The 26,841-nt window shown below is 50.2% G+C and carries 2 protein-coding genes; both read right to left on the bottom strand.

Annotated elements, in window-relative coordinates:
• Positions 1-6: 6 nt before the first annotated feature.
• Positions 7-16,308, bottom strand: coding sequence for a non-ribosomal peptide synthetase (locus ABK447_RS11940; RefSeq protein ID WP_124934931.1), 16,302 nt, complete (start codon positions 16,306-16,308; stop codon positions 7-9).
• Complete coding sequence (locus ABK447_RS11945) at positions 16,298-26,833, bottom strand: SDR family NAD(P)-dependent oxidoreductase (RefSeq protein WP_221663954.1); 10,536 nt, start codon at positions 26,831-26,833, stop codon at positions 16,298-16,300. The genes ABK447_RS11940 and ABK447_RS11945 overlap by 11 nt, the downstream gene beginning before the upstream one ends.
• Positions 26,834-26,841: the final 8 nt, after the last annotated feature.

The following is a 26,841-nucleotide window of genomic DNA, read 5'->3' on the forward strand; positions in this document are numbered from 1 at the left end:
CCCTCCTTAACTCAATTGTTGTACATGTCTTGTTACTTTAGGCTGATAGCTTCGCAGTTTTTGCATCGCCGAGCCGTGATGTTCAGGGTATACTTCTATCATTTCTTCCGGTTTTTCCTCCGGCTCTTCCGCCTGTTTCATCATGACCAACTGATTCAACGGGCCGCCGAGCAATCGTTCAAGCGCCGCCATTGCTTCCGGCGCTTCAATTGATCCGACTCCCGCCTGTTTCATCCGTTCTTGATAGTCGGCAGATGATACGATTCCGACACTGCCCCAGTAGCTCCAATTCATCACTGCCGCCGAATACGGCCGCGTTTTAGCCAAATGAGCGGCAAAGGCATCTTTGAAACTGCATCCGGCAGCATAATTGCTTTGTCCGGCCGCTCGTGCAAATGATTGAACAGATGAGAAGAACAAAGCAAAGTCCAGCGGCTCATTTTGGAACACGCGGGCCATATTCACGCTGACATTGACTTTCGCAGCGAGCACGCTTTTCAAACGGCTTTCCGGCATATTTGCCAGGCTCTGATCCTCTAAAACAATTGCGGAATGGATGATTCCGTTAATTTGCGGGTGCGTGCGTTTGATCGTTTCATACGCCCGTGTGAGCTCATTCGGATTTGCCGCGTCAGCTTCAATATAAATCGGAGCCGGGCCGAATTGGCTGAGTCTGTCGATTTTTTCCTGGATGGCGCTGTTATGTTTTCGTCTGCCGATCCAAACGACTCGCGCCTGATACGTTTTCACGGCATATTCGCTCCATGCCTCGCCGATGCCCCCCGCGCCGCCGATGACGACATAAACGCCGCCTTTTTGGTAGGCGGGCCGGCTTGACACCGGCTGCTGTACAGGAATAAGGCGCTGTTTGTACCAGTGATTGTTCCGGTACGCCCATGTATTGCCTTGCTCATCAAACGGCGCTGAGAACAGCTCCGCCTTTGAAACATCTTCCGGACAGCCGGCATCAATCAGCCTTGTTTGCCAGTTCGGATACTCTTTTGCGAGCGAGCCGACCAAACCGTGAATGCCTGCATGAGCCGGATCAATAATGTCCGCCGGCTGTACGGACTGTGTTTTTATTGTGACTGAAGTCAAGCTGATTCGCTTGCCTCCATATCCTAAAGCAAGCATGGCCTTAATCACTCTGTACATCTGAATGACGCCCGCATCCTGAGCTTTTACCATGTCATCAGCGCTGTGAAAAGGAGCGATCCATACGATATGCCCGAAAGACCCTGTTGCTTTCAGTTCAGCCGCAACAGCCTCTATTTCATCCTCCGGGTTGATATGAAGCCGTTTCGCAGAAGGATGATGCAATTGAAAAGCCGCGCTTTCCTCATCCCCCGCGATAAAGACAACCTCTTCCGTCTTATATGCCGGGCTTTGATCACGGAATTCCGCGAGATCCCACACCGGAGCCAGAAGGTTTGCTCCATTTAATGATGTTTCCGGCGCGGGGCCTTCCATCATTCTGGAAGAAATCCCTTTAATTCTGACACAGACCCGGCCTGTCTCATCGCATAAGTCAATGTCCATACGCTGTATTTTTTCATCCGTTCCCCGGGAGCTGACATACGCCCACATGCTTGTCGTGCACGGGCTGAAAATGTCCAGTTCTTCAAGGGCGAACGGCAGTGACAGCTGGTTATCATCTGCGTGCAGCTTCAGACCGATTGTCGCTTGCAAAGCTGAATCAAGCATACACGGGTGAAGAACGTATTGATCTGCCGTTTCTTCGAGGAAGGAAGGCAGCCGGAGCTCAGCTAATGCTTGATTGCTTCCGATATGAATCTGCTGAATTCCTTGTTGTCCGGGACCGTAGTCAATGCCGATTTTGCTGAATAAGCTGTAACACTGTTCAGAAGTCAGTATACTGAGGCCGCATTGAGCTTTCAGTGCGCCTATATCACGGTGCGGAGCCTCCCCGGCGCTGAGAATGCCGGCAGCCCCCTGACAGTGTATCTGCCTGCCGCTTGCTTCTGTTTGTGAATCCGTGTAAACGTCATACACGATTTCACCGTTTTCCCTCGGGTTCAGGCTGATCTGCGCTTCAATCGGGCGGTTTCCCGCTTCGATCGGCCGAACCCAAACGATGTTTTTCAGGCGGGTGACAGATGGACGTTCCTTTTGCCCTTTGAGTGCCTGAGCAACCGCCGCCCTAGCCATTTCCAAGTAGGCAACGCCCGGCATAACCGGCTTGCCTTTAATAAGATGATCGGTGAAAATCGTCTCTTGTCCCGTAAATTCGGATCGGTACCGCTGCTCTGTTAAATCTGATACATTTTCGTGAAGCAGCGGGTGCAGCACCCGCGACGTCGGCACAGCTTGCGGTTTCTCTGCTTTCGGCCGATTATCCGTGATCCAGTACCGCTCTTTCGCAAACGGGTAAGCAGGAAGACTCATCCGTTGAGGCTTGATATCAGAATATAGGCCGTCCCATTTGATATCCGCGCCCTGCACCCATAATTCCGCAAGCTTGTCATTCTCTCGGCGGCTTATCAGCTCTTCGATATCCGCTTCCCCGTTTGCGCCTGCCAGAATGGATTTCAGGGAGGTTTTACCCGCTTTTCCTTTATAAATGCCCGCTATATCATAACGTCCTTTCGCACAGCTCTTTAGCTTGTCCCGCAGTTCTTCGGCCGAGGAAGCGATAATGGCCGCTCTTTCTTCCATGGCATCACGCCCCTGCTGAAGCGTGTAAGCAACATCGGCAAGATCCGCATCCGTAAAAGAAGCTTGCGCCAGCTGCTGCGCCTGTTCCTGCAGACGTTCTTCTTCTTTGGCCGACAGCACAAAGATTTGAGGGTGTGTGAAAACAGCTGTTTTTCTTTCTTCCTTCGGGATATATTCTTCAATGACGACATGGGCGTTTACGCCGCCGATGCCGAAAGAACTGATTCCCGCACGGCGCGGCAGAAGATTGCCGTTTTCGTCTTTCAATGCCGTCCATTCTCTTTTTTCCTGTACGATGTAAAACGGACTGTCTTTCAGCTTGATATACGGGTTGATGACCTCGCTGTGGAGGCTTTTTGCAAGTGTTTTATGCTTCATCTGCATCAGCACTTTGATCACACCCGCGACACCTGCTGCCAGTGACAGGTGGCCGATATTGGTTTTGGCCGATCCCAGACCGCAGTGACTCGCGTAAACGGCGGGATCGCCTGTTTTTTCGTACAGCTTTTGAAAGGCGGATTTCAGGCCGTTGATTTCGACCGGATCGCCAAGCTCCGTTCCGGTTCCGTGCGCTTCAATATAAGTGACTGTTCTCGGATCAATGCCTGCTTTGTCATAAGCCGTTCTGACGACTTCCGCCTGGGCTTTCGGATTCGGCGTCGTCAAGGAGTTCGCACGTCCGCCGTGGTTGACCGCGCTGCCTTTAATGACGCCGTAGATATGATCGCCCGCTTTTTCCGCTTCTGACAGCTTTTTCAAAAACAGAATTCCGGCACCTTCACTGACGGCAAATCCGTCCGCCCTGTCGGAGAATGTTTTACATTTCCCTTCTTTGCTCAGAGCGCCGGCTTTGTCATAAGCGATGTGGCCTTGCGGTGTGACGACGGTATTCACGCCGCCGGCGATCGCCATATCGCAGTTCCCGTTTTCAATGGCGCATACGGCGTGATGAATCGCGACCAGCGAGCTGGAACAAGCCGTGTCGATCGGTTCACTCGGCCCGTGCAGATTAAGCATATAGCTGACGCGGTTCGGCCCCGCTGACGGACTCATATTTGCGGCTGACGCACCGCCGATATCCAGGTCGGAAAACAGTGAGCCGTATCCGGTATTCCCCGTGCCGATATACAGGCCTGTTTTCGTGCCGGAAAGGCTTTTAGCGGAATATCCCGCATCTTCTATCGCCTTCCACGCATACATCATTAACAAGCGCTGCTGGGGATCCATCTGTTCGGCTTCCAGCGGTGAAATTCCGAAGAACAGCGGATCAAAATCCGCAACTCCGTCAATAAATCCGCCCCACTTTACATTTGTTTTGTTGGCTTCATTTAGCGGGTCACCGTAATACTCACGCCAGTCCCAGCGATCCGCCGGCACCTCTGTTATACAGTCTTTTCCCTCTTCTAAGTTGCGCCAATACTCATCAATATTTGCGGCCTTCGGAAACACTCCGCTCATGCCGACAATGGCGATCGGTTCCGGTTTATGTTCAGCCGCCGTCTGAACAGGCTGTACGGCAGTTTTTGCAAATCGTTTGTTCCCCGCCAGTCTGATGCCGCCATCATCTGATACACCGCTTTGTTTTTCTTCTTTCGGCTGTGTGCTGCCGGCAAATTGTGTTTGATAGTCTTCTGCTAAATGATGCGCCAAGGCTTGAATCGTCGCATATTCAAAAAATACGGTCGGTGTCAGATCAAGCTGATAAGTGTCATTCAGCTTGTTGGCGAATTCCGTCAGCGTAATGGAATCAAATCCGTATTGATTAAACTCCAATTCGATATCGATTTCTTCAATGTTTATTTTCAGAAGCCCGGAAACCTCGTTTGCCAGCAATTCCTGAAGTTTTGCCGTCAGGTCTTTCGGCGCAGGCGTTTCATCCGTTTTCTTAACCGGTGCAAAAGCGGCTGCAGGAGTCTTTTGAAGCAGCTTTTCCCGCATTACGGCGCGGTTTCCTTCCATGACGAGCACGCTTGTTTTCCCCATGCTCCATGCTTTGTAAAGAGCTTCTATTCCGGTCTCAGTGCGCATCGGTGTTACGCCGGTTCTTTTTTCGGTGAGCTTCGCCATTTCTTCATTGACTTGCATTCCGCCGTTTTTCCACAGCGGCCAATTGACCGACAATGTGTGACCGTGGCGGTACATTGCGGTAACCAGTGCGTTGCGGTATGCCGCATAGCTGTCCATAAATGCGTTTGCCGCCGCATAATCCGCCTGTCCCGCATTCCCGGTGACGCCGGAAATGGATGAGAAAACGATGAAAAAGTCCAGCGCTAAATGCTCGGTTGCTTCATCAAGGTTTACAAATCCGTCCGTTTTAGGAGCCAATACACTGTAAAACTCTTCGGTTGTTTTCTTTGCGATATACTGATCTTTCATCACACCCGCGCTATGAATGATGCCGTGAAGGCCGCCATATTCCGTCTCAATTGTTTTGACCAGGTCTGCCGCAGCTTGAGCGTTTGTTACGTCAGCCTGCTTGTATTCCGCTTTTGCTCCGAGTGATTCAAGCGATTGCAGCTGCATCCGCTGATTCTCGCTTAATGCGGAACGGCCTGTCAAAACCAGTGTCGGCTCTTTGACTTTGCGGGCGATTTCTTTCGCGAAGATAAAGCCTAAGCCCCCGGCTCCTCCGGTAATGAGATATATGCCTCCGTCGTTCCATGGAATGCGTATTTTGCCGCCGGACACGGCCGTTTCTTTGACATCTGCGCTGTATCGGATGCCGTTTTCATATTTGATATGGCTGTCATCAGCCCATGTTTTATTTTCTCTGATAATGTCTGTGATTCTGCCGTTTTCCGCCGGTTCTATTTCAATCAGCTGGGTTTTCAGTTTTTTATGTTCCAGGCCGGCTGTTTTTAACAAAGCTGAAATGCCTGAGAGCAGCTGATGCTTATCTGTTTTAGAGAGAACCGTCTGCATGAGGACGTCTCCATCCGTCTCTTCCTTCAGCAGTTTTTGCAGCGTCTCCAATATCCGTCCTGTATAATCTCGGAAGCGCGCCGCCGCTTTCCCGTGCCGGGAGGTCATTTCAATACATTCAGCTCCCGCGGCTTCAACGGCTTGTTTCAATCCGGCGTCTGTGTCACAAAGCAACACGATATGCCGGGCAAAAACCGGTTCCGTTTGAACGGCGGTTTCATCGCTTCGGGTCCATACCGGCTCAAGCATGAGCGTTACCGGAGCTTTTTCTTTTTTCTCAGGTTCTTTTTCAGCCGTTCTGAATGACAAACCTTTCAGCCTTACGCAAACCTTGCCGTTTTCATCACAAATATCAAGATCGCGTTTTTCAATCTGGCCGGCTTTGTGGTCTTCAGAAAGTCTGGCGTAAACCCACATCTCGGCAGCGCATGCGCTGAATACTTCAAGCTCCTGAACCGCAAACGGAAGCATCAGTTTTTCATCATTTGTTCCGGTTAATATGCTTGATGCCTGCAATGCAGAGTCCATTAAGCCCGGATGCATGACATACTCCTGTACCGTGTCCGCACAAGCCGCATCAAGTGACAGTCTGCCCAATACGAAATCATCACCTGTATAAATCGCTTTGACACCCCGGAAAGCCGGGCCGTAATCAAAACCGATTTTGCGGTACATATCGTACACTTCATCTGCAGAAAACGGTGTCTCGGCGGATTGTGATCTCAGCTTTTGGAGATCAATGACCGGTGCCTCGGCGTCAGGGCGGACTGATACTGCCCCTTGGCTGTAAACGGACGGCTGATCTGTTTTCCGGCCGCTGTAAATGTCAAATTGAACGTCATTTGCCGTTTCAGGAATGAGACGGATGTTGACATGAACCGGCTCGTCTTCAATGGTGATCGGCCGCACCCAAACCGTATTCTTAAGCTTGACGCTTCCTTGTCCGGCCGGAACTTCAGATGCCTGTTCCATTGCTGCGCGCGCCATTTCAAGATGTGCCACTCCCGGTAAAATCGGTACGCCTTTTACAACATGGTCCGCAAGGTAAAATTCTTTTCCTGTATAGATTGAACTGAACCGCTGTTCTGCAAGATTTGAAGTATTTCTGTGCAGAAGCGGATGAAGCGCGTCTTGTTTTCCGGCAGATACAGTGCTTGTTTTTTCGTGTTTTCCGGTGCTTTTTGCCGCCCAATAGCGGTCTTTTGCAAAAGGATACGACGGCAGGCTCATGCGTTTAGGCGGCCGGTCTCCATACAGCTTCGCCCAATCGACGTTCAGCCCTTTGACCCATAATTCAAGCAGCTTCGCGTATTTGCCGCGTGCCATCCATTTTTCAACGGCTTCTTGAATTTCTTCATCTTCCGTCAGCATTTGCAGCGTGCCTTTGTCTATTCTTCCTCTGTACAAGTCCGCGTGCTTATCTCCAGTGATAAACTGTGACAGTTTTTCCTGCAGTTCTTCTGCAGATCCGGCAATAACCGCCAGGCGTTCTTCCATGGCGTCCCTTCCGATTTGGAGGGTATATGCCATAGAAACGAGGGAGGATTGATTGTACCGTTTTTCAGTAAGCACACGTTTCAGCTGTTTTGCCTGCTCTTTCAGGCGTTTTTCATTTTTGGCGGACAGAACGAAAAGACATGGGTCGATATGAGAATCATCTGCTTCCTCTCTGTCTTCTGGAATGTATTCTTCGATGACGACGTGGGCATTTACGCCTCCGATGCCGAATGAGCTGATGCCCGCGCGGCGAGGCTGTTCGTTTCCGCGTTCGTCCGTCTGCGTCTTCCATTCCATCGTCTCCCGCACCAGATAAAACGGGCTGTCTTCAAGCTGAATGTACGGATTTACCGTCTCACAGTGGAGACTTTTTACTAGTGTCCGATGCTTCATCTGCAGCAAAATTTTAATAATGCCCGCTGCTCCCGCGGCAAGGGATAAATGGCCGATATTCGTTTTGACCGACCCTAAGCCGCAATAGCCGGCCGCTTTCTCTTTTCCGTCTGCAAACGAGCTGAACGCTTGTTTCAGGCCGTTAATTTCAACGGGATCTCCCAGTTCTGTTCCGGTGCCGTGCGCTTCGATATAAGAGACTGTTTTCGGATCAATGCCCGCTTTTTTGTATGCGGCTTTAATGACTTCCGCCTGTTGTTTCGGGTTAGGCGTTGTTAAAGATGCCGCGCGGCCGCCGTGATTCACCGCGCTTCCTTTAATGACGCCGTAAATATGATCCCCATCCGCCTCAGCGGCTTTCAGCTTTTTGAGGAAAAAGAGACCCGCTCCTTCACCATGGGCAAAACCGTCAGCCTGATCAGAGAACGTTTTGCATCTTCCTTCTTTACTCAGCGCGCCCGCTTTATCAAAGCTGATATACACATCCGGAAGAACAATCGTATTGATTCCTCCCGCCAAAGCCATGTCGCACGTCCCTTCTTCAATTGAAGAAACGGCATGGTGTATGGCAACGAGCGAGCTTGAGCAGGCTGTATCAATCGGCTCGCTCGGCCCGTGCAGATTGAGCGTATAGCTGACACGGTTCGGTCCGACAGACGGACTTGTATTCGCCGCGGATGACCCTTCAATCTCCGCATCGGCATTGGCTAAAAGAGAACCGTAGCCGGTATTTCCGGTCCCGATAAACACACCTGTCTTTGTGCCTGAGAGACTCTTTGACGCATACCCGGCATCTTCGATCGCTTTCCACGCGTACGTCAGCAAGAGGCGCTGCTGAGGGTCCATTTGCTCCGCTTCCCGGGGTGAAATCCCGAAAAATAACGGATCAAATTCAGCAATTCCGTCAATAAATCCGCCTTGGTTGACGTTTGTTTTATTGGCTTCTTTTGCGGGATCCCCGTAATAGTCCCGCCAGTCCCAGCGGTCTTTCGGAATCTCGGTCATGCAGTCTTTGCCTTCTTTCAGGTTCTGCCAGAAAGCTTCAATATCTTCTGCCATCGGGAAAATCCCGCTGATGCCTACGATTGCGATCGGTTCCGGCCCTTGGCCCCGCTGCACTGTCTGCGGAAGTGTCTCAGGCAGAGTGCGTCGTCGCTTAACGGCCGGGCGCGTGATTTGAGTCTCTTTTACCGGTCTTGCCGATTGAACCGTTTTTGTATTTACCGCAAACCGTCCGGCAAATTCCTCTTCGTATTCACTGATTAAATGAACGGCAAATTCATGGATTGTCGGATGATCAAAGAAAATCGTCGGCGTTAACGTAAGCCGGTACGTTTTGTTTAACTGGTTCGTAAACTCAGTCATCGAGATGGAATCCAGCCCGTATTTTGTCATTTCTTCATGAGGATCAATTTTGTCAATGTTTACTTTTAACAGTGAGGCCGTCTGCTGTTTTAACAGATGCTTCACTTTTTCAAGCAGGCTGTCAGCATCAATGTCATGACGTACGCCGGTCTCTGCTTCCGGATGATCATTCTCTTTGCGGAACAGTTTTGCTTTCATGTGTTTCACATCTCCTTCAACAACCGTCATCCGGGCTGTCCCGCTCATCAAGCCTTGATATAAAGCCTTGATGCCGGCATCTGTGCCGAGCGGTGCGATTCCCGCCTCCTGCATCAGCATATCTTCCGTCTGCTTTCCTGCCTGCATTCCGCCTTCTTTCCATAACGGCCAGCTGACAGAAAGCGTCTTTCCGTATCTTTGTCCTGCGGCTTGTAAAGAACGGCGGTACTCGGCATACATCTCCATAAAGACATTTGCAGACGCATAATCAGCCTGGCCGACGCTTCCAAGCACACCTGATAAGGATGAAAAGACAATAAAGACATCTAATTTCTCATGTTGTGACGCTTCATCAAGATACACAAGGCCCTTCACTTTCGGAGCGAGAACGTGTTGGAATTCCTCTGTCGTCTTCTTCACCATGTAGTTGTCTTTTATAATGCCGGCACTGTGAACAATCCCGTCCAGCCTGCCATGCCGTTTGCGGATATTGCGGATCAATCGGTATACTTCTGCTTCGTCCGTGACATCGGTCTGCTCGTAGAAAACAGAAGCGCCGGCAGCACGTACTGTTTCCAGCATGTCTTTCTGCTTTTCTCTGAGAGCGGACCGGCCGGTTAGTATGATGACGGCGTCTTTTGTACAGTTTGCGATCTCTTTTGCAAAGATCAGACCTAAACCTCCGGCACCTCCTGTAATGAGATAAACGCCTTCGTCTTTCCACGGAATGTCCGGCTCCGCTTGAGAAATATCCATCTCTCCCCAATCAGCGGCAAAGCGCTTGCCGTTTTCATATTTCACATGGACGCTTTCGGCATGCATACGGTTTTCGGACGCTTTTTCCGCTATGCCTTCAGCACTTTCTTTCTCCTCGGCTTCGATCATTTGACAAATCAGCTTGGAATGTTCAAGGCATGCGGTTTTGAAGAGGCCGGTAATGCCTGAGAACACCTGCTGTAAGCCTGCTGACCGCGTAACAGCCTGAAAAAGAACGCTGCCCTTCGGCTTGCCTTTCATTATGGTTTTGATATGGTTAAACAGCTGGCCCGCATAAGAATGATACCGCTCTGCAATAGATGCGGGACGATCGTCCAAGATAATGACGCTTGCATGTTCAAGCTTTGCTTCCACGGCCTGTTTTACGGCTTCATCGTACTCACAAAGAAAAATGATATGCTCTTCATACGAAGGCTCGTGATCGGCCGGTTCCGGCTGCTCTTTCCAGACCGGTTCAGCTAGCAATGTGTCCGTACGGCTGACCGAAACGCCGGCACCCGCGTTTTCTTCCATGATCCGTGTTGAGAAACCTCTCATCCGCACACAAAGCCCGCCGTTATTGTCATATAAATCAATATCGGCTTTTTGGATAGAATCGCCGGCTTTATTGTTCGCACTGAATGTGACGTGCACCCACATATCATCAGCGCACGGATTCAGAACGTCCAGCTCCTCTAAAGCAAACGGCAATGCGGCTTTGAATGGTTCCCCGCTTTCTGCAAGCAGCGCTCTCGTCACGTTTTGCAAATATTCGGCGGCCTGAAGCGCACCGTCCATCATACTCGGATGAAGGATATAATCAGCTTTTGTATGAGAGACGGATTCAGGAAGCTTCAATTTAGCAAGCAGCCGGTCTTCGCCTTTGTATACAAGCTGCACCCCTTTGTAACCCGGCCCGTAATCAGCACCAATCATTCCTTTGTAAAACGCTTGAGATTCGATTGTTCCCTGCGTGCATCGGCGCTTCAGCTGCTCAATATCCGCCGCTTCCTCCGGTTCCTTCCGGATGATTTCAGCGATGCCCTGATTATAAAGAGGAGCTTCTTCACCGATAGAATCGTTACCCCCGTACATTCTGTAATGAATCTGTCCGTCCTCTTCTTCATAAAGTCCGATATGGACACGGACAGCCTCCTGATCGGCTATCACCGGACGGACCCATACAATATTCTTTAAGCGCAGGCCCAGAGATTCCTCTGTTGCCCCGCCGATGCTTTTCTCCGCCGCGGCCCGTGCCATCTCAAGGGTAACGGCAGCCGGCACGATCGCCATTCCTTTAATGATATGCTCGGCAATAAAATACTCTTTTCCCGTGAATTCCGAACTGAACCGCTGCTCCTGCAAGACGGATGTATTCTGATGTACCAGCGGATGCAAAAGCTTGGTATCCGTTTGCTTCACGGTTTCTTCCGGCCAGAAGCGCTCCTCTGCGAACGGGTAGGTCGGCGCACTGATTCTTTGCGGCGCGGAATCCGGATACAATAAGCCCCAATCGACACGCGCTCCTTCAAGCCAGAGCGCCGCGAGTGCTTTCAGCTTTTCATCCCGTGTCTGACATGCCGCAAGCTCTTCCATCTCCTGAGCTGACACTTCTCTGCTTCTCACTTTTTCGCCCCGTAAGATGTTTTGGTCATTGCCGTTGATGAAATCCTGCAGCTGACGCTTCAAATCGTGACGATCATGACTGATAAAAACGGCTCTCTCTTCCATCGCTTCACGTCCGGTCTGATACGTAAATGCCAGATCATGCAAGGAAACATCGTTTTCGGCTTCATCCAGAAAGCCGGATAAACAAGATGCATAGGCAGTAAGACGCTGCTTATTTCTCGCGGACAGCGGAACGATATAAGGCGGCTGTCCGTCATTTGATCCGCTGATCGTTTTGTTTTCATACTGTTCAAAAATGGCGTGTGCGTTTGTTCCTCCGAGTCCGAATGAGCTTAACGCTGCGCGGTGCGGCGTCTCTCTCTCCGGCAGCGGTTTTCTCTTATCCGCCACATAAAACGGCGAACCGCTGAATTTGATATTCGGATTCGGTGACGTGTAATTAATGGTAGGCGCCAGCTCCCGATGATATAAACTCATGGCGACTTTGATGCACCCGGCCAGACCTGCTGCTGTATCCAAATGTCCGATATTCGTTTTTACGGAGCCGATCCCGCAATACTGCTCCCGGTCCGTGTAACGTTTATACACTTGCTGCAGCGCGGACATTTCAATCGGATCACCCAATGTCGTTCCAGTGCCGTGCGCTTCGATATAGGAAATCGTCTCCGGGTGAATATTCGTGCTGTCTAAAACATGCTGGATGACGTCAGTCTGACCTTTTACACTCGGTGCGTAAAAACCGACTTTATCCGCTCCGTCATTGTTCAGACCGATGCCTCTGAGCATGGCGTATATGTGATCTCCGTCCTGAACGGCTTGTGACGCCTTTTTCAGCAGAATGACGGCAGCTCCTTCTCCGCCCGCCATACCGTCGGCTGAAGCGTCAAATGCTTTGACATGCCCGTCGCTTGAAAAATTCAATCCGTTTTGGTGCACATAGCCGATGCCGGTCGCTGCATGCAGAGTTGCTCCGCCGACGAGCGCGTATTCCGATTCTCCGCTCGTTATGCTTTTGTAGGCTGAATAAAGACCGACTAATGATGATGAGCAATTGGAATGAACGAAATAGCTTGGCCCTTTTAATCCGAGCTTATGGGAAACCATCGTCGGAATCGTGCCGCTCTGCGCTAACACCCATGACACATAGCCGTCGGGAGATTCATGGCCTTCTGTCGTTTTTTCCGGCAAAAGCGACCGATACGAATTATTGCTTGCCGACATATAAACGCTTGTCTTCGGAATCTCTTTCGATACATATCCCGCGTCCTCGACGGCTTTCCAAGAATGAAGCAGCAGAAGCCGAAGCTGAGGATCCATAAATTCTGCGTCTTTCGGAGAAATGTGAAAGAACTCAGGGTCAAAGAGATCTTTTCCTTCTATCGTCGATAATGCCGGCACATAGTCGGGATTTTCGATCAAATCTTCAGGCACGCCGGCTTCCCGAAGTTCTTCTTCCGAGTAGAACCGGACGCTTTCCTTTCCTTCTCTTAACTGCTTCCAAAACTCATGATGATTTTTCGCGCCGGGGAACTGGCAGGAAATCCCCACTATCGCCACACTGTCATCAAAGTAAGACGGCACCCCGTTTTGCGGTGTTTGTTCTCTTTCTCTCTCATCTTGGCAGGACGCCTCTGATTCAGCCGCCTGTTTTGTTTCAACAATAAATCGGCTGATCGCCTGAATGGTAGAGTGTTCGAATAAATCGGTGACGGTAAAATCGCATTCCAGCTCCTGTTTAATGCGTTCTGCTGCCGCAACAGCCAGAAGCGAGTCGCCTCCCACATCGAAAAAGCCGTCTTCGATTTTGATGCCCGCCGTATTCAGCAGGTCTTCCCATATTGCGGTCACTTTCGCTTCCGCTTCTGATAACGGCAGTCTGCCCGTCTTTTCAGACCGGTGAACGATTACCTTGCGCTGTTTTAGGTCTTTGCGGTTCACTTTTCCGCTCGGTGTTAACGGCAGTGCATCCAGGCGGATAAAATGGGCAGGCGCCATATAATCCGGCAGACTCGATAAAAGATGGTTGCGGAGCGCTTTTTCGTCTGCCGTATGACCGGAGCGGGCCGTATAATAAGCAATCAGCTTTTTATGTCCGTTCTTTTCCTGAACCACAACCGCCTGATCAAGAATGTCCGGATGTTCGCTCAATTTCGTTTCAATCGCTCCCAATTCGATGCGGAAGCCGCGAATTTTCACCTGACTGTCAATCCGGCCGGCATATTCTATATTTCCGTCAGGCAGCCATCTGGCCAAATCACCTGTCTTGTAAAGTTTTTCTCCTTCACTAAACGGATTATCAATAAATGATGCCGCCGTCAGCTCAGGCTGATTGTAATAGCCTCTGGCCAGACCGGCGCCGGCCACGCAAAGCTCCCCGGCCACACCGTCAGGGACGGGGCTGAGCTTTTCATCAACGATATAAAGCCGCGTATTGTGAATCGGTTTCCCGATCGGCGTATTCCTGCTTGTGATTTCCTTTTGGCCGCAGCTGTAGTAAGCGGCATAAATGGATGTTTCCGTCGGGCCGTATATGTTTTCAATTCTGGCATGTTTGAAGATGGAAACTGACTTTTTAACTAAATCTTTCGGAAACGCCTCACCGGCCACCATCACATACTTCACAGGGCCGTCTTCTGTAAATGCCGTATGCCGCTTTACCGTTTCCAGAAATACATTAAACACGGCGGGCGCAAAATTCAGATGCGTGACCTGGTGGGTTTGGATATGTTCCATGCAAAGCTGCGGATTTTTTTCTGCACCAGGCGGCAAAATGACAAGCCGTCCGTTTCCAATAAACCAGCCGAATAATTCAGAAATCGAAACGTCAAATACGTAATTCGTTTTTAACAGATAGGCATCCTCTTGTGCGACCGGATACTCAGCTTCCAAAAACTGCAGCGTATTCATGATGGCCCTGTGCTCAACCATGACGCCTTTCGGTTTTCCCGTGCTTCCGGACGTATATAGAATATAAGCGAGATGATGCGGTTTTGAACGCGGCGTCAGTTTTGCCCCGCTGACAGAACGTCCGCTGTTTTCAATTTCCACCGTGGTCACACCGCTGATGGCCAACTGTTCAATCATGCCGCGCGTCTTTTCCTGCGTTAATACGATTGACACGCCGCTGTCAGTCAACACGTGGGCCATCCGTTCGTTTGGAAAAGCCGGGTCCAGCGGTACATACGCGCCTCCCGCTTTTAAAATGGCGAGGATGCCGATGACCATCTCAAAAGAACGCTCCGTGCAAATGCCGACCGGGCATTCCGGTGTGACGCCCTTTTCTTGCAGGTACACAGCGAGCGCCGTGCTTCGTTCATCTAATTCGCGATATGTAAGACTGTTTTCACCGAATGTGACGGCTTCTCTGTCAGGGTGGCGTCCGGCTTTTTCCGCAAACACTTCATGAATGCAGCGCTCATTCGGCTGATGGGATGAACGGCTTTCATCCCGTTTTTGATTGAGCAGGCCGGAACAGGCTTCAAAAGCGATCTCCGGATCAGAAAGCACCTTTTCTGCCAGTTTCATATAATGCTCCGCCATTCGTTCGATGAAAGAAGGGCTGTAGACATCCGGGTTGTATAGAAATTGCAGGACGGTTCCCGTTTCTTTTTTATAGACTTCAAGCGCAAGCTCAAATTCGCCTTCCTGATGAATGTCTTCTATCATTTCAATGCCGAGTGATTGATATAGTTCCGCCAGCTTTTCCGCTCCTTCCGTCCGGAAGAAGTTTTGATAGAAAAACGCGGTTTGAAAAACAGGCGACACCGCAGGCGAGCGTTCCGTCTTCAATTCTTTGACAAGCGCGGGAAACGGATACGCGGCATGGTCCAGCCCTTCTGCCAGTGTCAGCTGCAGCTCCTTCAAAAACGACGTAAAAGATTTGGCGCCCGTCTCCCTGCTTCTGACCGCGATCATATTAATAAAGTAGCCGATGACAGACTCAAATTGAGCCTCAGAACGCCCCATCGTCGGCATGCCGACGATGACATCTTCCTGATTCGTATATTGATAAAGCAGTCCTTTGAAAATAGCGAGATACACAACGGATTCATTGACATTATTTTTTTGGGCGCAAACTTTAATCTGCCGGTTCAGTTCATCAGGAAGCAAGCGCTGATACGCCTGCCCTTTGCAAGTTTGAACCGATGATCTCGGATAATCCGACGGAAGCTCAAGCACCGGCAGCGGTCCTTCCAGCTGCTTTTTCCAATAAGAGAGATGCGCTTTTCCCGCTTCGCTTTCCAGCAGCTCTTTTTCCCATTTCACAAAGTCATGATAATCTGCGGCCTGCTGAAGCATGACAGGTTCTTTGCCTTCGCTTGCTTTTACATAAGCGTCCAGCAGCGCCGACATAAACGTCATAAGAGAGACGCCGTCAAAAATGATATGGTGAATGGTGATTAACACAATCGGCTCCCGCTTCGCCCGCCGGAATACTTGAACACGCAGGAGCGGCCCGGTTTCAAGCGAGAACGGTTCTTTTGCTTTTTCTTTAATAAACGTAAGCGCATCACGCCCGCTTAATTCAGAAAGATCCATTTCTTCAATCGGAAAATGCCGATCCGTATCTTCTATCTGATACGGAAGGCCGTTTTCCTCTTTTATCACACTGGTCAAAATAGGGTGCTGGCGCTGCACGGACAAAAGGGCGTTTTTGAATGTCTCGATATCCAGCTTTTGAAAACGAAAGCATAACGGAATGTTATATGCGCTCATCTCCGGAAACATTTTCTGAAGCATCCACAAACCTTTCTGGCCTTCAGAAAGCGGACGTTTTGCAGTTGTCCGCTTGAAAGCCTGAAGCTTTTGTTCTACTTCAGCGATGGTGAGCGTTCCTGATCTGTAGGCATCGAGAAGTTCTTTATGATTCATAGGTCTTACTCCCTTCTATGATGTCTTGCACTCTTTTAAAATCTAATGTCCCCTCAGAGACCTGTTTCATCATGGCGATGATCTCCTGATCCGTATACTCCTTGTTATCCGGAGCGGCGGCTTCTGTTTCGGTTTCTTCCGTTCTGTAAAACGTTTCGATCGTTTCTTTGTGTTCTGTCAAGTAATAGCTGATGACGTCTCCGAGCGTGGCATAGCTGTAAAATAACGCCGGAGTGACTTCAATGCCGTAATGACTCGTCAAAAGAGCGGCAAATTTGGCTAAATAGATGGAATCAAATCCGAATTCCGCCCAGTTTTTATGCAGGACGAGTTTATCTTTGGATATTTTCAGCAGACTGTGTATCAGCTCTTTCAAATCCGCTTCGAGCCGTTTTTCTGCGCTTTCTTCCGGGATGCGGCGGCTCACGGTTTCCAAAAGCGCATCCGGTTTTGATGAATCGTCCCGCCGTATGCCTAAAAATCGTTCGGCACGGCTTCTTTCGCCGGCAATGACAAGGCACTGGGTGTTGTCTTGAGAAATGACGCGCTCAAATAGCTCAATGCCTTCATCTGTTTCTAACAGGCGCTGGCCGCTTGATTTCAGGTACATGCCCGTCGTCTCTTCACCGCCGACGGCCATTCCGCCGTTTTTCCAGACCGGCCAGTTGATGACAAAAGCGTTTCCGCTTTCTGATTGTTCGTTTTTATAGTTGGCATACGCCATTTGGAACCTGTTCGCGACCGCATAATCACAGCAGCCGAAATCTCCTAAAACAGCCGATGTGGATGAAAAGTAGCAGATGAAATCAGGCGTTTCGTTTTTCAGCCACTCGTCAAGAAGCAGGCTTCCGTTTATTTTCGGTTCAAGCGTACTGCGGAAATTCCCAATTTCATTTTCAAAGACGGATGTTCTGCTTTCGATGCCGGCCGCATGAATGACGCCGTGAATGGCTCCGAATCGTTCTTTCGCGCGCTTGATGCAGTCGCCCATTCCGATCGGATCACAAACATCGGCTTCGGCGTAAAGAACACCTGCGCCGAGATTTTCCAGGTCTTTCATTTTTTCTTTCTTTTCTTCATTGATCGGCGACCGCCCCGTGAGAATGACATTTGCCTGGTAGTTCCGGGCGAGATGGCGGGCAAATAAGTAGCCGAGCCCTCCTAATCCGCCTGTAATGAGATATGTTCCGCCGGTTCTGATCCTGCCGTTTTCTTTCGTTAGTCCGGTTGGTTCGGTGTGATAGACATATCGTTTTCCCTCTTCCAAGAAAACGGTTTGGTCTGTTTCAGCTTTCAGCTCGTCCCAAATGGTTCTCATCCAGTCCGTTATGGCCGCACCGGCTTTTCTGAAGTGGCCGGTAACACTTGTTTTCGGGAGAACAATGCCGAGCGAACGCTCAAAGCCGATCCATGATTCCAAGTAGCACCTTTCCAGACCGGATGCATATTCCCCCGCCAATAACAGCCTTTCCGGCTGCAGACCGGTCTCAGCCATTGCTTGGAGAATATGGACGATACATGAATAATCTTCGATGCAGCTTTTATCTTCAAGCGCCCATAAATACAAAATGGCAGAAGCTTCACCGTACTCTTTTTGAATATCCGCAAAAGCGTTCACATATGATTGCGGATCTTCCCGCACCACTTGGCAGCGGCCGGCGGACAGAGCCTCATACCGGTCTCCCTGAGCGATAAAAATAACGTCAATGTCATTGTCATACGATTTGATCACAGAGACGGCTTCCTGCTGCTTCTTCTGATCAGATAAGAAAGAAATCACCGTTTTGACTTGCTTTTCTCCGGCTGCCGGCAGAGCCTGTTCTTTAAGAACTTCTCTAAAAGCCATTACTTCAAATTGTTCCGCCGGATCACTTTCATCAGCCGGCGCGTTAACGGGCGCGGCCTTGCTTTGTACAGGCTGCTGATGCCAGAAGCGTTCTTTCGCAAACGGATAAGCAGGCAGGCTGATGCGGGCCGGAGGACGGTCTCCGTATAATTTCGCCCAATCGATGTCCAATCCTTTTACCCAAAGCTCAAGCAGCTTAGAATATTTCCGTTTGCTGATCCAAGCGTCTATGATTGTTTCCATATCATCATCCGCCGAAAATACGGCAAGCATCCGTTTGTTTTCTTCCGTGCCGTCACGGTGCAGTCCGGCGCTGTTTTGTCCGGAGGTAAATCCATTCAGTTTTTCTTCAAGTTCATGAAGTGAATGGACGATAAAACCGAGACGCTCTTCCATCGGCACCCGGCCCGTCTGAAGAGTAAAGGCTATGCTCATAAGGTCGCTGCCGCTGTATCTTTTTTCACGGATGGCGTCTCTGAGCTGTTTTGCTTTTTCAGTGAGCCGTTCGCTGTTTTTCGCGGACAGGACGATGATGGCGGGCTGATCTGCCGGCATCTCATCAGGCTCTTTGTCTGCCGTATATTCTTCTATGACGAGGTGGGCGTTTGCTCCTCCCGCGCCGAAGCTGCTTAACCCCGCCCTTCTCGGAAGCTCTTTGCCGCCGATGACGGGACGTTTCCACTCACCGAGCTCCTGCTGAACGGCAAACGGCGTATACGCGAAATCAATATTCGGATTCAGCTGTTCCGCGTGCAGGGACGGCGCAATTTGGCGGTCTTTGAGCTGGAATAGTATTTTTGTCAGACCCGCAATGCCCGCGGCGCTTTCACAATGACCGATATTTGATTTTGCGGAGCCGATGGCGCAAAACTGTTTGTCTGTTGTATCCTCTTCAAATGCTTTCGTTAATCCGGCGATTTCAATCGGATCTCCTAATGCGGTCCCCGTACCGTGGGCTTCAATATAACTGACGGTGCGCGCCGGGACGTTTGCCCTTTCGAAAGCTTCTTTTATTAAGGCGGCCTGCGCATTCGGATTCGGAACGGTGTATCCGTTCGTTTTGCCTCCGCTGTTAATGGTGCTTCCTTTAATCACACCGTAAATGTGATCGTTGTCGGCAATCGCTCGGTCCAACGGCTTTAATACGACCGCTCCTACCCCTTCTCCGTCGACAAAACCATCCGCGCGGTCTCCGAACGATTTGCACGTGTCGCCTGCGGAAAGCATGTTCATGACTGACAGATTCATATAATGGATCGGGTCGGTCACTATGTTTACGCCCCCGGCAATCGCACATTCGCTTGAACTGCTGTATATGCTCTCAAGCGCCAGATGAATGGCCGTCAAAGAAGAAGAGCAGGCTGTATCAACGGCAATGCTCGGCCCTTGGAAATCAAAAAGGTAAGATACCCTGTTGGCAATGGACCAATAGCCGTAGCCTGTCGGGTAGTTTTTGTTCATCGCGCCGGCAAAAACACCGATTTTTCTGCTTTGGCACAGGTTGTCAGGCGTATAGCCGGCATCCTCGATACTCGCATACACCGTTTCTAAAAATAATCGCTCCTGCGGGTCCATTCGCTCCGCTTCCAAAGGAGAAATCTGAAAGAACAGCGGATCAAACTTGTCCATATCCTCAATGAAGCCGCCCCATTTCGTATAAATAGAGCCTTCTTTACCTTTCTCTTCATCGTAGTAATCCTGCCAGTTCCAGCGTTCCCGCGGGATTTCTTCTATGCAGTTTTTTCCTTTTTTAATATTAGCCCAAAGCTCAGCCGCTGTTTTTGCCTGCGGGTAGCGTCCTGAAACACCGATGATGGCCACGTCGCGAACCGAACTTTGCCGGACGGTCTCTTTGGCTGCCCGTTTTTTCCTCCGCCGCCAGTCAGTGCGAAGCGGCTTAGCCGGCTGTACAGCCTGCGGTTCTGGTGATGCCTTCCGTTCTTCCTGAACAGGCGTTTGTCCCGTCAGTTTGATCATCGCGTCTTTTTTCGTTTTGATTAAGTGAGCGACGAGCGCCTCAATCGTCTGATATTCAAAAAATAAAGTGCTGCTGACTTGGTCCAATACATTTCGTAACGCGTTTGTCAGCTGTACGACGACGATAGAATCAATTCCGTATTTTTCAAGCGGCGCTTTCGGATCAATTTGAGCCGGCGGAATTTTTAATGTTTCTCCGATTAACGTTTTCAAGTACTCGGTGCTTTTTTCTGTTAAAGACGTGTCGCCTTTTTGCACCGTTGTTTGCGCCTGAAGTTCCGGCGCATGTGCTGCTTTTGGCGGAGCGGTCCGTTTTCCGGCCCCTGCGTTAAGCGTTTTTTGGCGAACAATGCCGTTGCTTTTTGCCGCTATAATCTGATGGCTTAATTCATGTGCCGCTTCTGCCGGGAAGAAGACAGAATGCCAGCCTTCACTTTCTAACACGCGCTTCCAGCTTTCCGGATACAAGCCCGGGCACCCCGGAATACGAAGGGCGGAATCTTCATGCAGCCACCAGCCTTCAAGCAGTCCGAAAGTAATATGCGGGAACAGGCTGTTTCCCGCCATTTCATTTAAGAGCAGCAAACCGTTGTCTTTTAAAACGGCTTTGGCGTTTCTCAGCGTCTGGCGGATGTCTTTCGTCGCGTGGAGCACATTGGCCGCAACGACGATGTCGTATGCGCCCGGCTCTATGCCCTGGCCGGCAAGCGGCGCTTCTGCGTTCAAAAGCTTATACGTCAGATAAGGATTCCGTTTGCCGTATTCCGTCTCCGCATGCACAAGAAAAGCTTTCGATACATCGGTGTAACAGTATTCTTTTATATGGTTTTGATACGGCCTAAGCTTTTCAAATATGCCTGCGCTTGTGCCGCCTGTGCCCGCTCCGATTTCCAGGATGCGGATCTCGGCTTTTGAATGTTTGCTGATGTTTTCTTTCACATAAGCCGTTAATGTATCTGACAGGGCGCTGTTAAAGTAATCCGCGACTTGATTGTGCTTATAAATTCCTTCAACAAGTTCCATTGAAGAGTGCGGGAACATGATGTCTGTCGCCGGCACGTCTTCGCGCAGAATGTCCGGCAGTGCTTTAAGCATCGTCTCGGCTAAAACAGTCATCGCTTTTGTATCGGCGTTGTTGAGCCATTCCTCTTTTTCCTGCTCCCATTTTTTCCATAGGGAGGCGGTTGTGTTTTCGGCTCGCGCCGACAGTTTATATGAATCCGCATTCCCTTCCAGATAGCCATGTTCCAGAAGGAAAGCGATCGTTTGATTGAGCCATTTTTTAAAGTATTCATGTTCGGGCTCATACGCTTTAAGGCTTTGCGGCGTCAGCAAGTCTGCTTCTTTAAGCTGGGCGATCAACAGCTGATACAGATAATCATCGAGCTCCTGATGTTCAGCCTCTCTAACAAGACGTGCGCCGGGCGGAGCGACCTTCGGCTGTTGTGAAAAGACAAGCGGCTGAGGCGGATAAACGGAAATCTTTTCTCTTTCACTCATCCCTTCGACTGCGACCGGTTTTGTCGTATGAATGAAAGCCGCCTGATCAACCGGCAGCGTCATAAGGGTTTCAAGCGCCTCCATTGCAGCGTCCGGTTCGATCAATCCCAATCCGATCTGATCCATCAGCTGAATAAAATCGCCGTCTTCAGCCGCTTCGCTGTTGCCCCAATAGCCCCAATTCATCACTTTGACCGGACAATTCCATGTCTGATCAAGTTCTTTCGCAAATGCGTCACTGAAAGCGCATCCCGCGGCATAATGGCTTTGTTTCACGTTATGGATAAATGCCACAAGCGAGGAGAAGAAGAGCGCAAAGTCAAGCGGCTCCCGTCCAAATACCTCCGCCATGGACACACTTACATCGGCTTTTGCCCGCAGCACCGATTTGAACTCTTCTGTCTTCATATTACTTAAGCTTTGCTCAGACAAATCCATTGCCGAGTGGATGATTCCATTCATTTTTGTGTGGCGCTCTTTTATGAACTGATAAGCCCTCTCTAAGGAAGCACTGTCGGCGGCATCGGCGGAAACATATTCAGGCGCCGGGCCGAATGCGCTGAGCCGGTCGAGTTTCGCCTGTATGGAATCATTCAGTGTGCTTCTTCCGATCCAAATGATGCGTGCTTTGTAGCGGCGGATCATGTATTCACTCCATGCCTCGCCAAGATACCCGGCGCCTCCGATCACGGCATAAACCCCGCCTGTTTGGTACAGCGTGCCGTTTTTCGGCATATTGTCAAGCGGTATCAGCTGCCGCTCAAACAGCTGCTGATTGCGGTACGCCCAAATTTGACCGTTTTTCCCGGCAGAAAGACTGAGCGCCTCTTCGATCGGCCAGCTGCCGTCCGTTTCTGTGTCAATCATGCGGATATGCCAATGCGGATATTCTTTCGCCATTGTTCCGGCAAGTCCGCTGACTGCGGCTTGTGACGGGTCGGCGCTGTCTTGATCCGAAAACGGCTGGGCATTTGCTGTGACGATGCACCAGTCCAAACGTTTTTCTCCGTACTCTAAGGCAAGTAATGCTTTCATCAGCTTGAACACATGAAGAACGTTTCTTTCCTGTTCTTTGAGGCTGTCCGCACTCTCAGCCTGCGGAGCAAGCCAAATGATTTGCTCCAGTTCTTTTTGTCCTTCAAGCATGTGCGTAAGAGATGTGATATCATCCGTACTTCTGATCGGATAATAGGAAGCGTTCGGCAGATGTTCTTTTATGCGCGTATGTCTCGAACCCGTTCCGCCGAATACTGCCGTCTGCTTATCCGCCGCTGCTTCCCCGGCTTTTTCAAGCGCAACAGGCTCCCAAGCCGGAATCAGCATCGTATGGCCGACAGGCGCCTCCGAGGTTTCTCCGCCCGCTGTTTGGCTTGTGTCAAGCGCCCGGACGGACGCGCCTTTCATCCGGACATAAACCGTACCGGCATCATCGCACATATCAATGTCAAATTTTCTTACGTTGTCATCTGCTTTGCTGCCTTCTGTGTACCGGATATATGACCAGATATGTTCAGGACACGGCCCAAACACTTCCACCTCCTGCATCGCAAACGGCAAAGAAAGCTCGTGGCTGTCTGCATCTTCATGTATCGAGCGGACAAGCAGACCGACGGAAGCGTGAAAAGCGGCGTCCATCATACTCGGGTGAAGCGTATACTGTTCTTTTTTGTCATGTACGGCTGCTGGGAGTGAAATACGAGCCAATAATCGGTCTTCTCCGATCAGCAATTGCTGTACGCCCCTGTATGCCTCTCCGTAATCCAGACCGATCTTCTCAAAAGCACCGTAACATTCTTCCGCAGTCACGATTCCTAAATTGCAGGAAGCTTTGACAGACTCGATATCAATCTGGGCGCTTCCCGGTTCGGTAATGACCGCTTCACCCTGGCTGTGAATAACCGGATCTTCGCCGTTTTCTGCCTCACTGTATATTTCATAGGTAATCTCACCATTGTCTTCTGGGTAAAGGGCAATATGTATTTCCTTCGGTTTGTCTTCAATCATGACCGGCCGGACCCAAACAACCTGTCTGAGTGTGACGCTATGGTCTTTTTCCGTCACGGCAGCAGCCTTTTTGACCGCCTCTCTGGCCATTTCCAAATAGGCGACGCCCGGCAGTATTTTTTGTCCGTTGACGACATGGTCAGATAGGAAAAATTCATCTCCCGTAAAAAGAGAGGTGAAGCGCTGCTGCGAAAAATCTGACGTATTTTCTTGTAAAAGCGGATGCAGCACTGTGCCTGAAAGGCTTTTCTCCTGTTTTTTCTGCTGCGGAATCCAATAGCGTTCTTTTGCAAACGGATAAGTCGGAACGCTTGTTTTACGCGGTTTACCCGAAGCGTACAGCCTATTCCAATCTATTATTTTCCCTTCTGCCCATAACTCGGCAAGCCGTATCGGATCATCCGTCTCGGGAGCGGCTTCGCTCATCTCCGGCAGCTCGGCTTGTCCGCGCCAAAGACCGGGGATGTTTTCGTTTCCTTTTACGAAATCATTCAGCTTTTCTTTCAAGTCGCGGGTGTCATTTACAAGGAAGACAGCTCTTTCCTCCATTGCTTCACGTCCTGTCTGAAGAGTATAAGCCAGTTCAGACAGCACCGTCTTTTCTGAAAGCGATCGGGCTAGTTTTTCCGCATAGGCCAGAAGCCTGTCTTTATTTCTTGCTGACAGCGGGATGAGTTTTGCTGCATCGTTCTCAGGTGCAGGCGCTTTTTGTTCAGGCTGAATGTATTCTTCTAAAATGATATGGGCGTTCGAACCTGATGCACCGAAGGAACTGAGTCCGGCCCGGCGCGGATAATGTGTGACTTTTCCGTTTTCTTCGGCTTCCGGCTGCTTCCACGGAGCAGTCTGCTGCTGTACGTAAAAAGGAGATCCCTCAAATTTCAGGTAAGGGTTTAATTCCGCAGAATGCAGTGATTTGACAAGCGTTTTGTGATGAAGCTGCAGCGCCGCTTTTGTTAACCCGCTGATCCCCGCCGCTGATTCTGCGTGACCGATATTTGATTTGACCGAACCGATGGAACAAAATTGCTGATCCTGCGTCCCTTGGCTGAACGCTTTTGACAGACCTTCAATTTCAATCGGGTCTCCTAACGAAGTACCCGTGCCATGGGCTTCCACATAGCTGACGGTCCGCGGGCTGATACCTGCTTTTTTCAGACAGGCCTTAATGACTTCTGCCTGTGCAGCAGGACTCGGGACGGTAATTCCGCTTACTTTCCCGACGTGATTAACGGCGCTTCCTTTAATGACCGCGTAAATGCGGTCGCCGTCTTGTTCGGCTTTTTCCAACGGCTTGAGCAAGACCGCACCGACTCCTTCTCCGGAAACGTAGCCGTCCCCGCCCTCGCCGAATGTACGGCAGCGGCCGTCACTTGAGTGCATGCCCACGCTTCCGTAGCTGAGATATTTCGCCGGGTGCAGCGACAAGTTCACCCCTCCCGCAAGCGCGGCCTCACATTCGCCGCGGCGGATGCTTTCAATGGCCAGATGAACGGCGGTCAATGATGAGGAACAAACGGTATCCACCGCGATGCTCGGCCCGTGGAAGTCACAATAATAGGACACTCTGTTGGCGATCTGCGCATAATTCAGTGAAACCGGAAAAGGATCAGTTTCAGATAATTGTTCTGCGCCGATTAAGGAATAATCTTTATGCATCACCCCTGCAAATACGCCGATCGGATGCTGTTTTTCCCCTTTATTTCCCAGCGTTTCAGGCGTATACCCCGCATCTTCAATCGTTTCCCAGCATGTTTCTAAAAACAGGCGCTCCTGCGGGTCCATCGTTTCCGCCTCACGCGGTGAGATTCTGAAAAACTGCGGATCGAAACAGTCGGCATCGTCAATGAAACCGCCCCATTTTGATACTGTTTTTCCAGACGGGGACGTTACGTTTTGATATGTTTTCCAATCCCAGCGGGACTTCGGAACTTCAGTGATGCAATCCGTGCCTGCCTTAAGGTTTTCCCAAAACTCCGCCACACTTTTCGCTTTCGGATAGCGGCCGGCCATTCCGATAATCGCGATGTCTCCGGTGTTTTTATGATGTTCTGGCGCGTCCGGTGTTTCAGCTTCAGACCGTTGTGGTTCGGCTGCACGTTCCGCACATTCAAATGAAACGGTCTCTTTCAAAAAGGCTGCGAGTTCTTTTATATTTGTATATTCAAAGAGAAGAGTGGGCGCGAGGTCCGCACCCGTCTTTTTACTGATATCCTGTACAATCTCAAGCAAAGAAGATGAATCCAGACCAAGCTCGTAGTAGCCTGCAAGAACGTCCAGCGTCTCCCAAGGCTGCCCAAGCTTATCTGCCAAAAGCTTCTTTAAAAACAGAATGATGTCTTTTTCATCTGTGCTTTCCGGCTCAGTTGCAGCCTGTTGATTCTGTTCGGCTGTATTCGCGTCTTCTTCGAGCCGAACCGCTTTTCCCGTAATGTTTTTAAGCTCCGCCACCTTTTGTCCGGATCGGCTGAAGTACTCGATCGTCATCGTTGTGAGTTCTTTTTCCTGACGGACGCCGGAAGCGGCGATACGCGCCGTGCACTCAGATTGCAGTCTGTCGGCGGCCGTGAACGATTCATAATATAAAGGCAGATGAAGCCGGTTTGTTTCAGAAAGCAAACCGCTCGCCCCGATTCCGCTCGCATCCAAAAGGGCCGGATGGAATAAAAAGAAATCCTTTCCTTCTTCACAAGAAAGCTCAGCCAGCATGCCGCCTTCTGTTTCGTACAATCGTCCGTTCGATTTCATCATGCCGGAATGAACCAAGTCATGATCCAGGCAGCGGTTATACATGTCATCAAGATTCAGAGATCTGCCTGACTGCTTCACATCGCCGAAATCAATGGTTTCGTCAAATGTCACAGCGTCTCTTTTCACCATTTCAGCCGTCGCATATTGTATATTGTCTGACAGCTCGTCACCTTGCTGTTTCTGCCCTGAAAGGGAGATGAGCCACTTTCCATCTCCGCTATCAGAACATTGAATGGTCAGAATGATTGCAGCCGTTTCACTTACGGTTAAAGGCTGATAAATCGTAACGTGCTTCAATTCGAGCTCATTGTATACATAACCGTGTTCCTGAAAAACCTGATAAATCAAATCGATATAAGCAAGACCGGGCAATACCGCTTCACCAAAGACCTTATGGCCCTTCATGATGGGATGATCCAGTGAGATATTGATTTTTTCCGATATCATTCCTTCCC

Origin of the sequence: Bacillus sp. hwrm1, assembly GCF_040207805.1 — a bacterium.
GTDB classification, from domain to species: domain Bacteria; phylum Bacillota; class Bacilli; order Bacillales; family Bacillaceae; genus Bacillus; species Bacillus velezensis.

Excerpts from the sequence above, each read along its gene's own strand:
- ABK447_RS11945 (WP_221663954.1), bottom strand. The coding sequence starts at position 26,833 with ATGATATCGGAAAAAATCAATATCTCACTGGATCATCCCATCATGAAG.
- ABK447_RS11940 (WP_124934931.1), bottom strand. The coding sequence starts at position 16,308 with ATGAATCATAAAGAACTTCTCGATGCCTACAGATCAGGAACGCTCACC.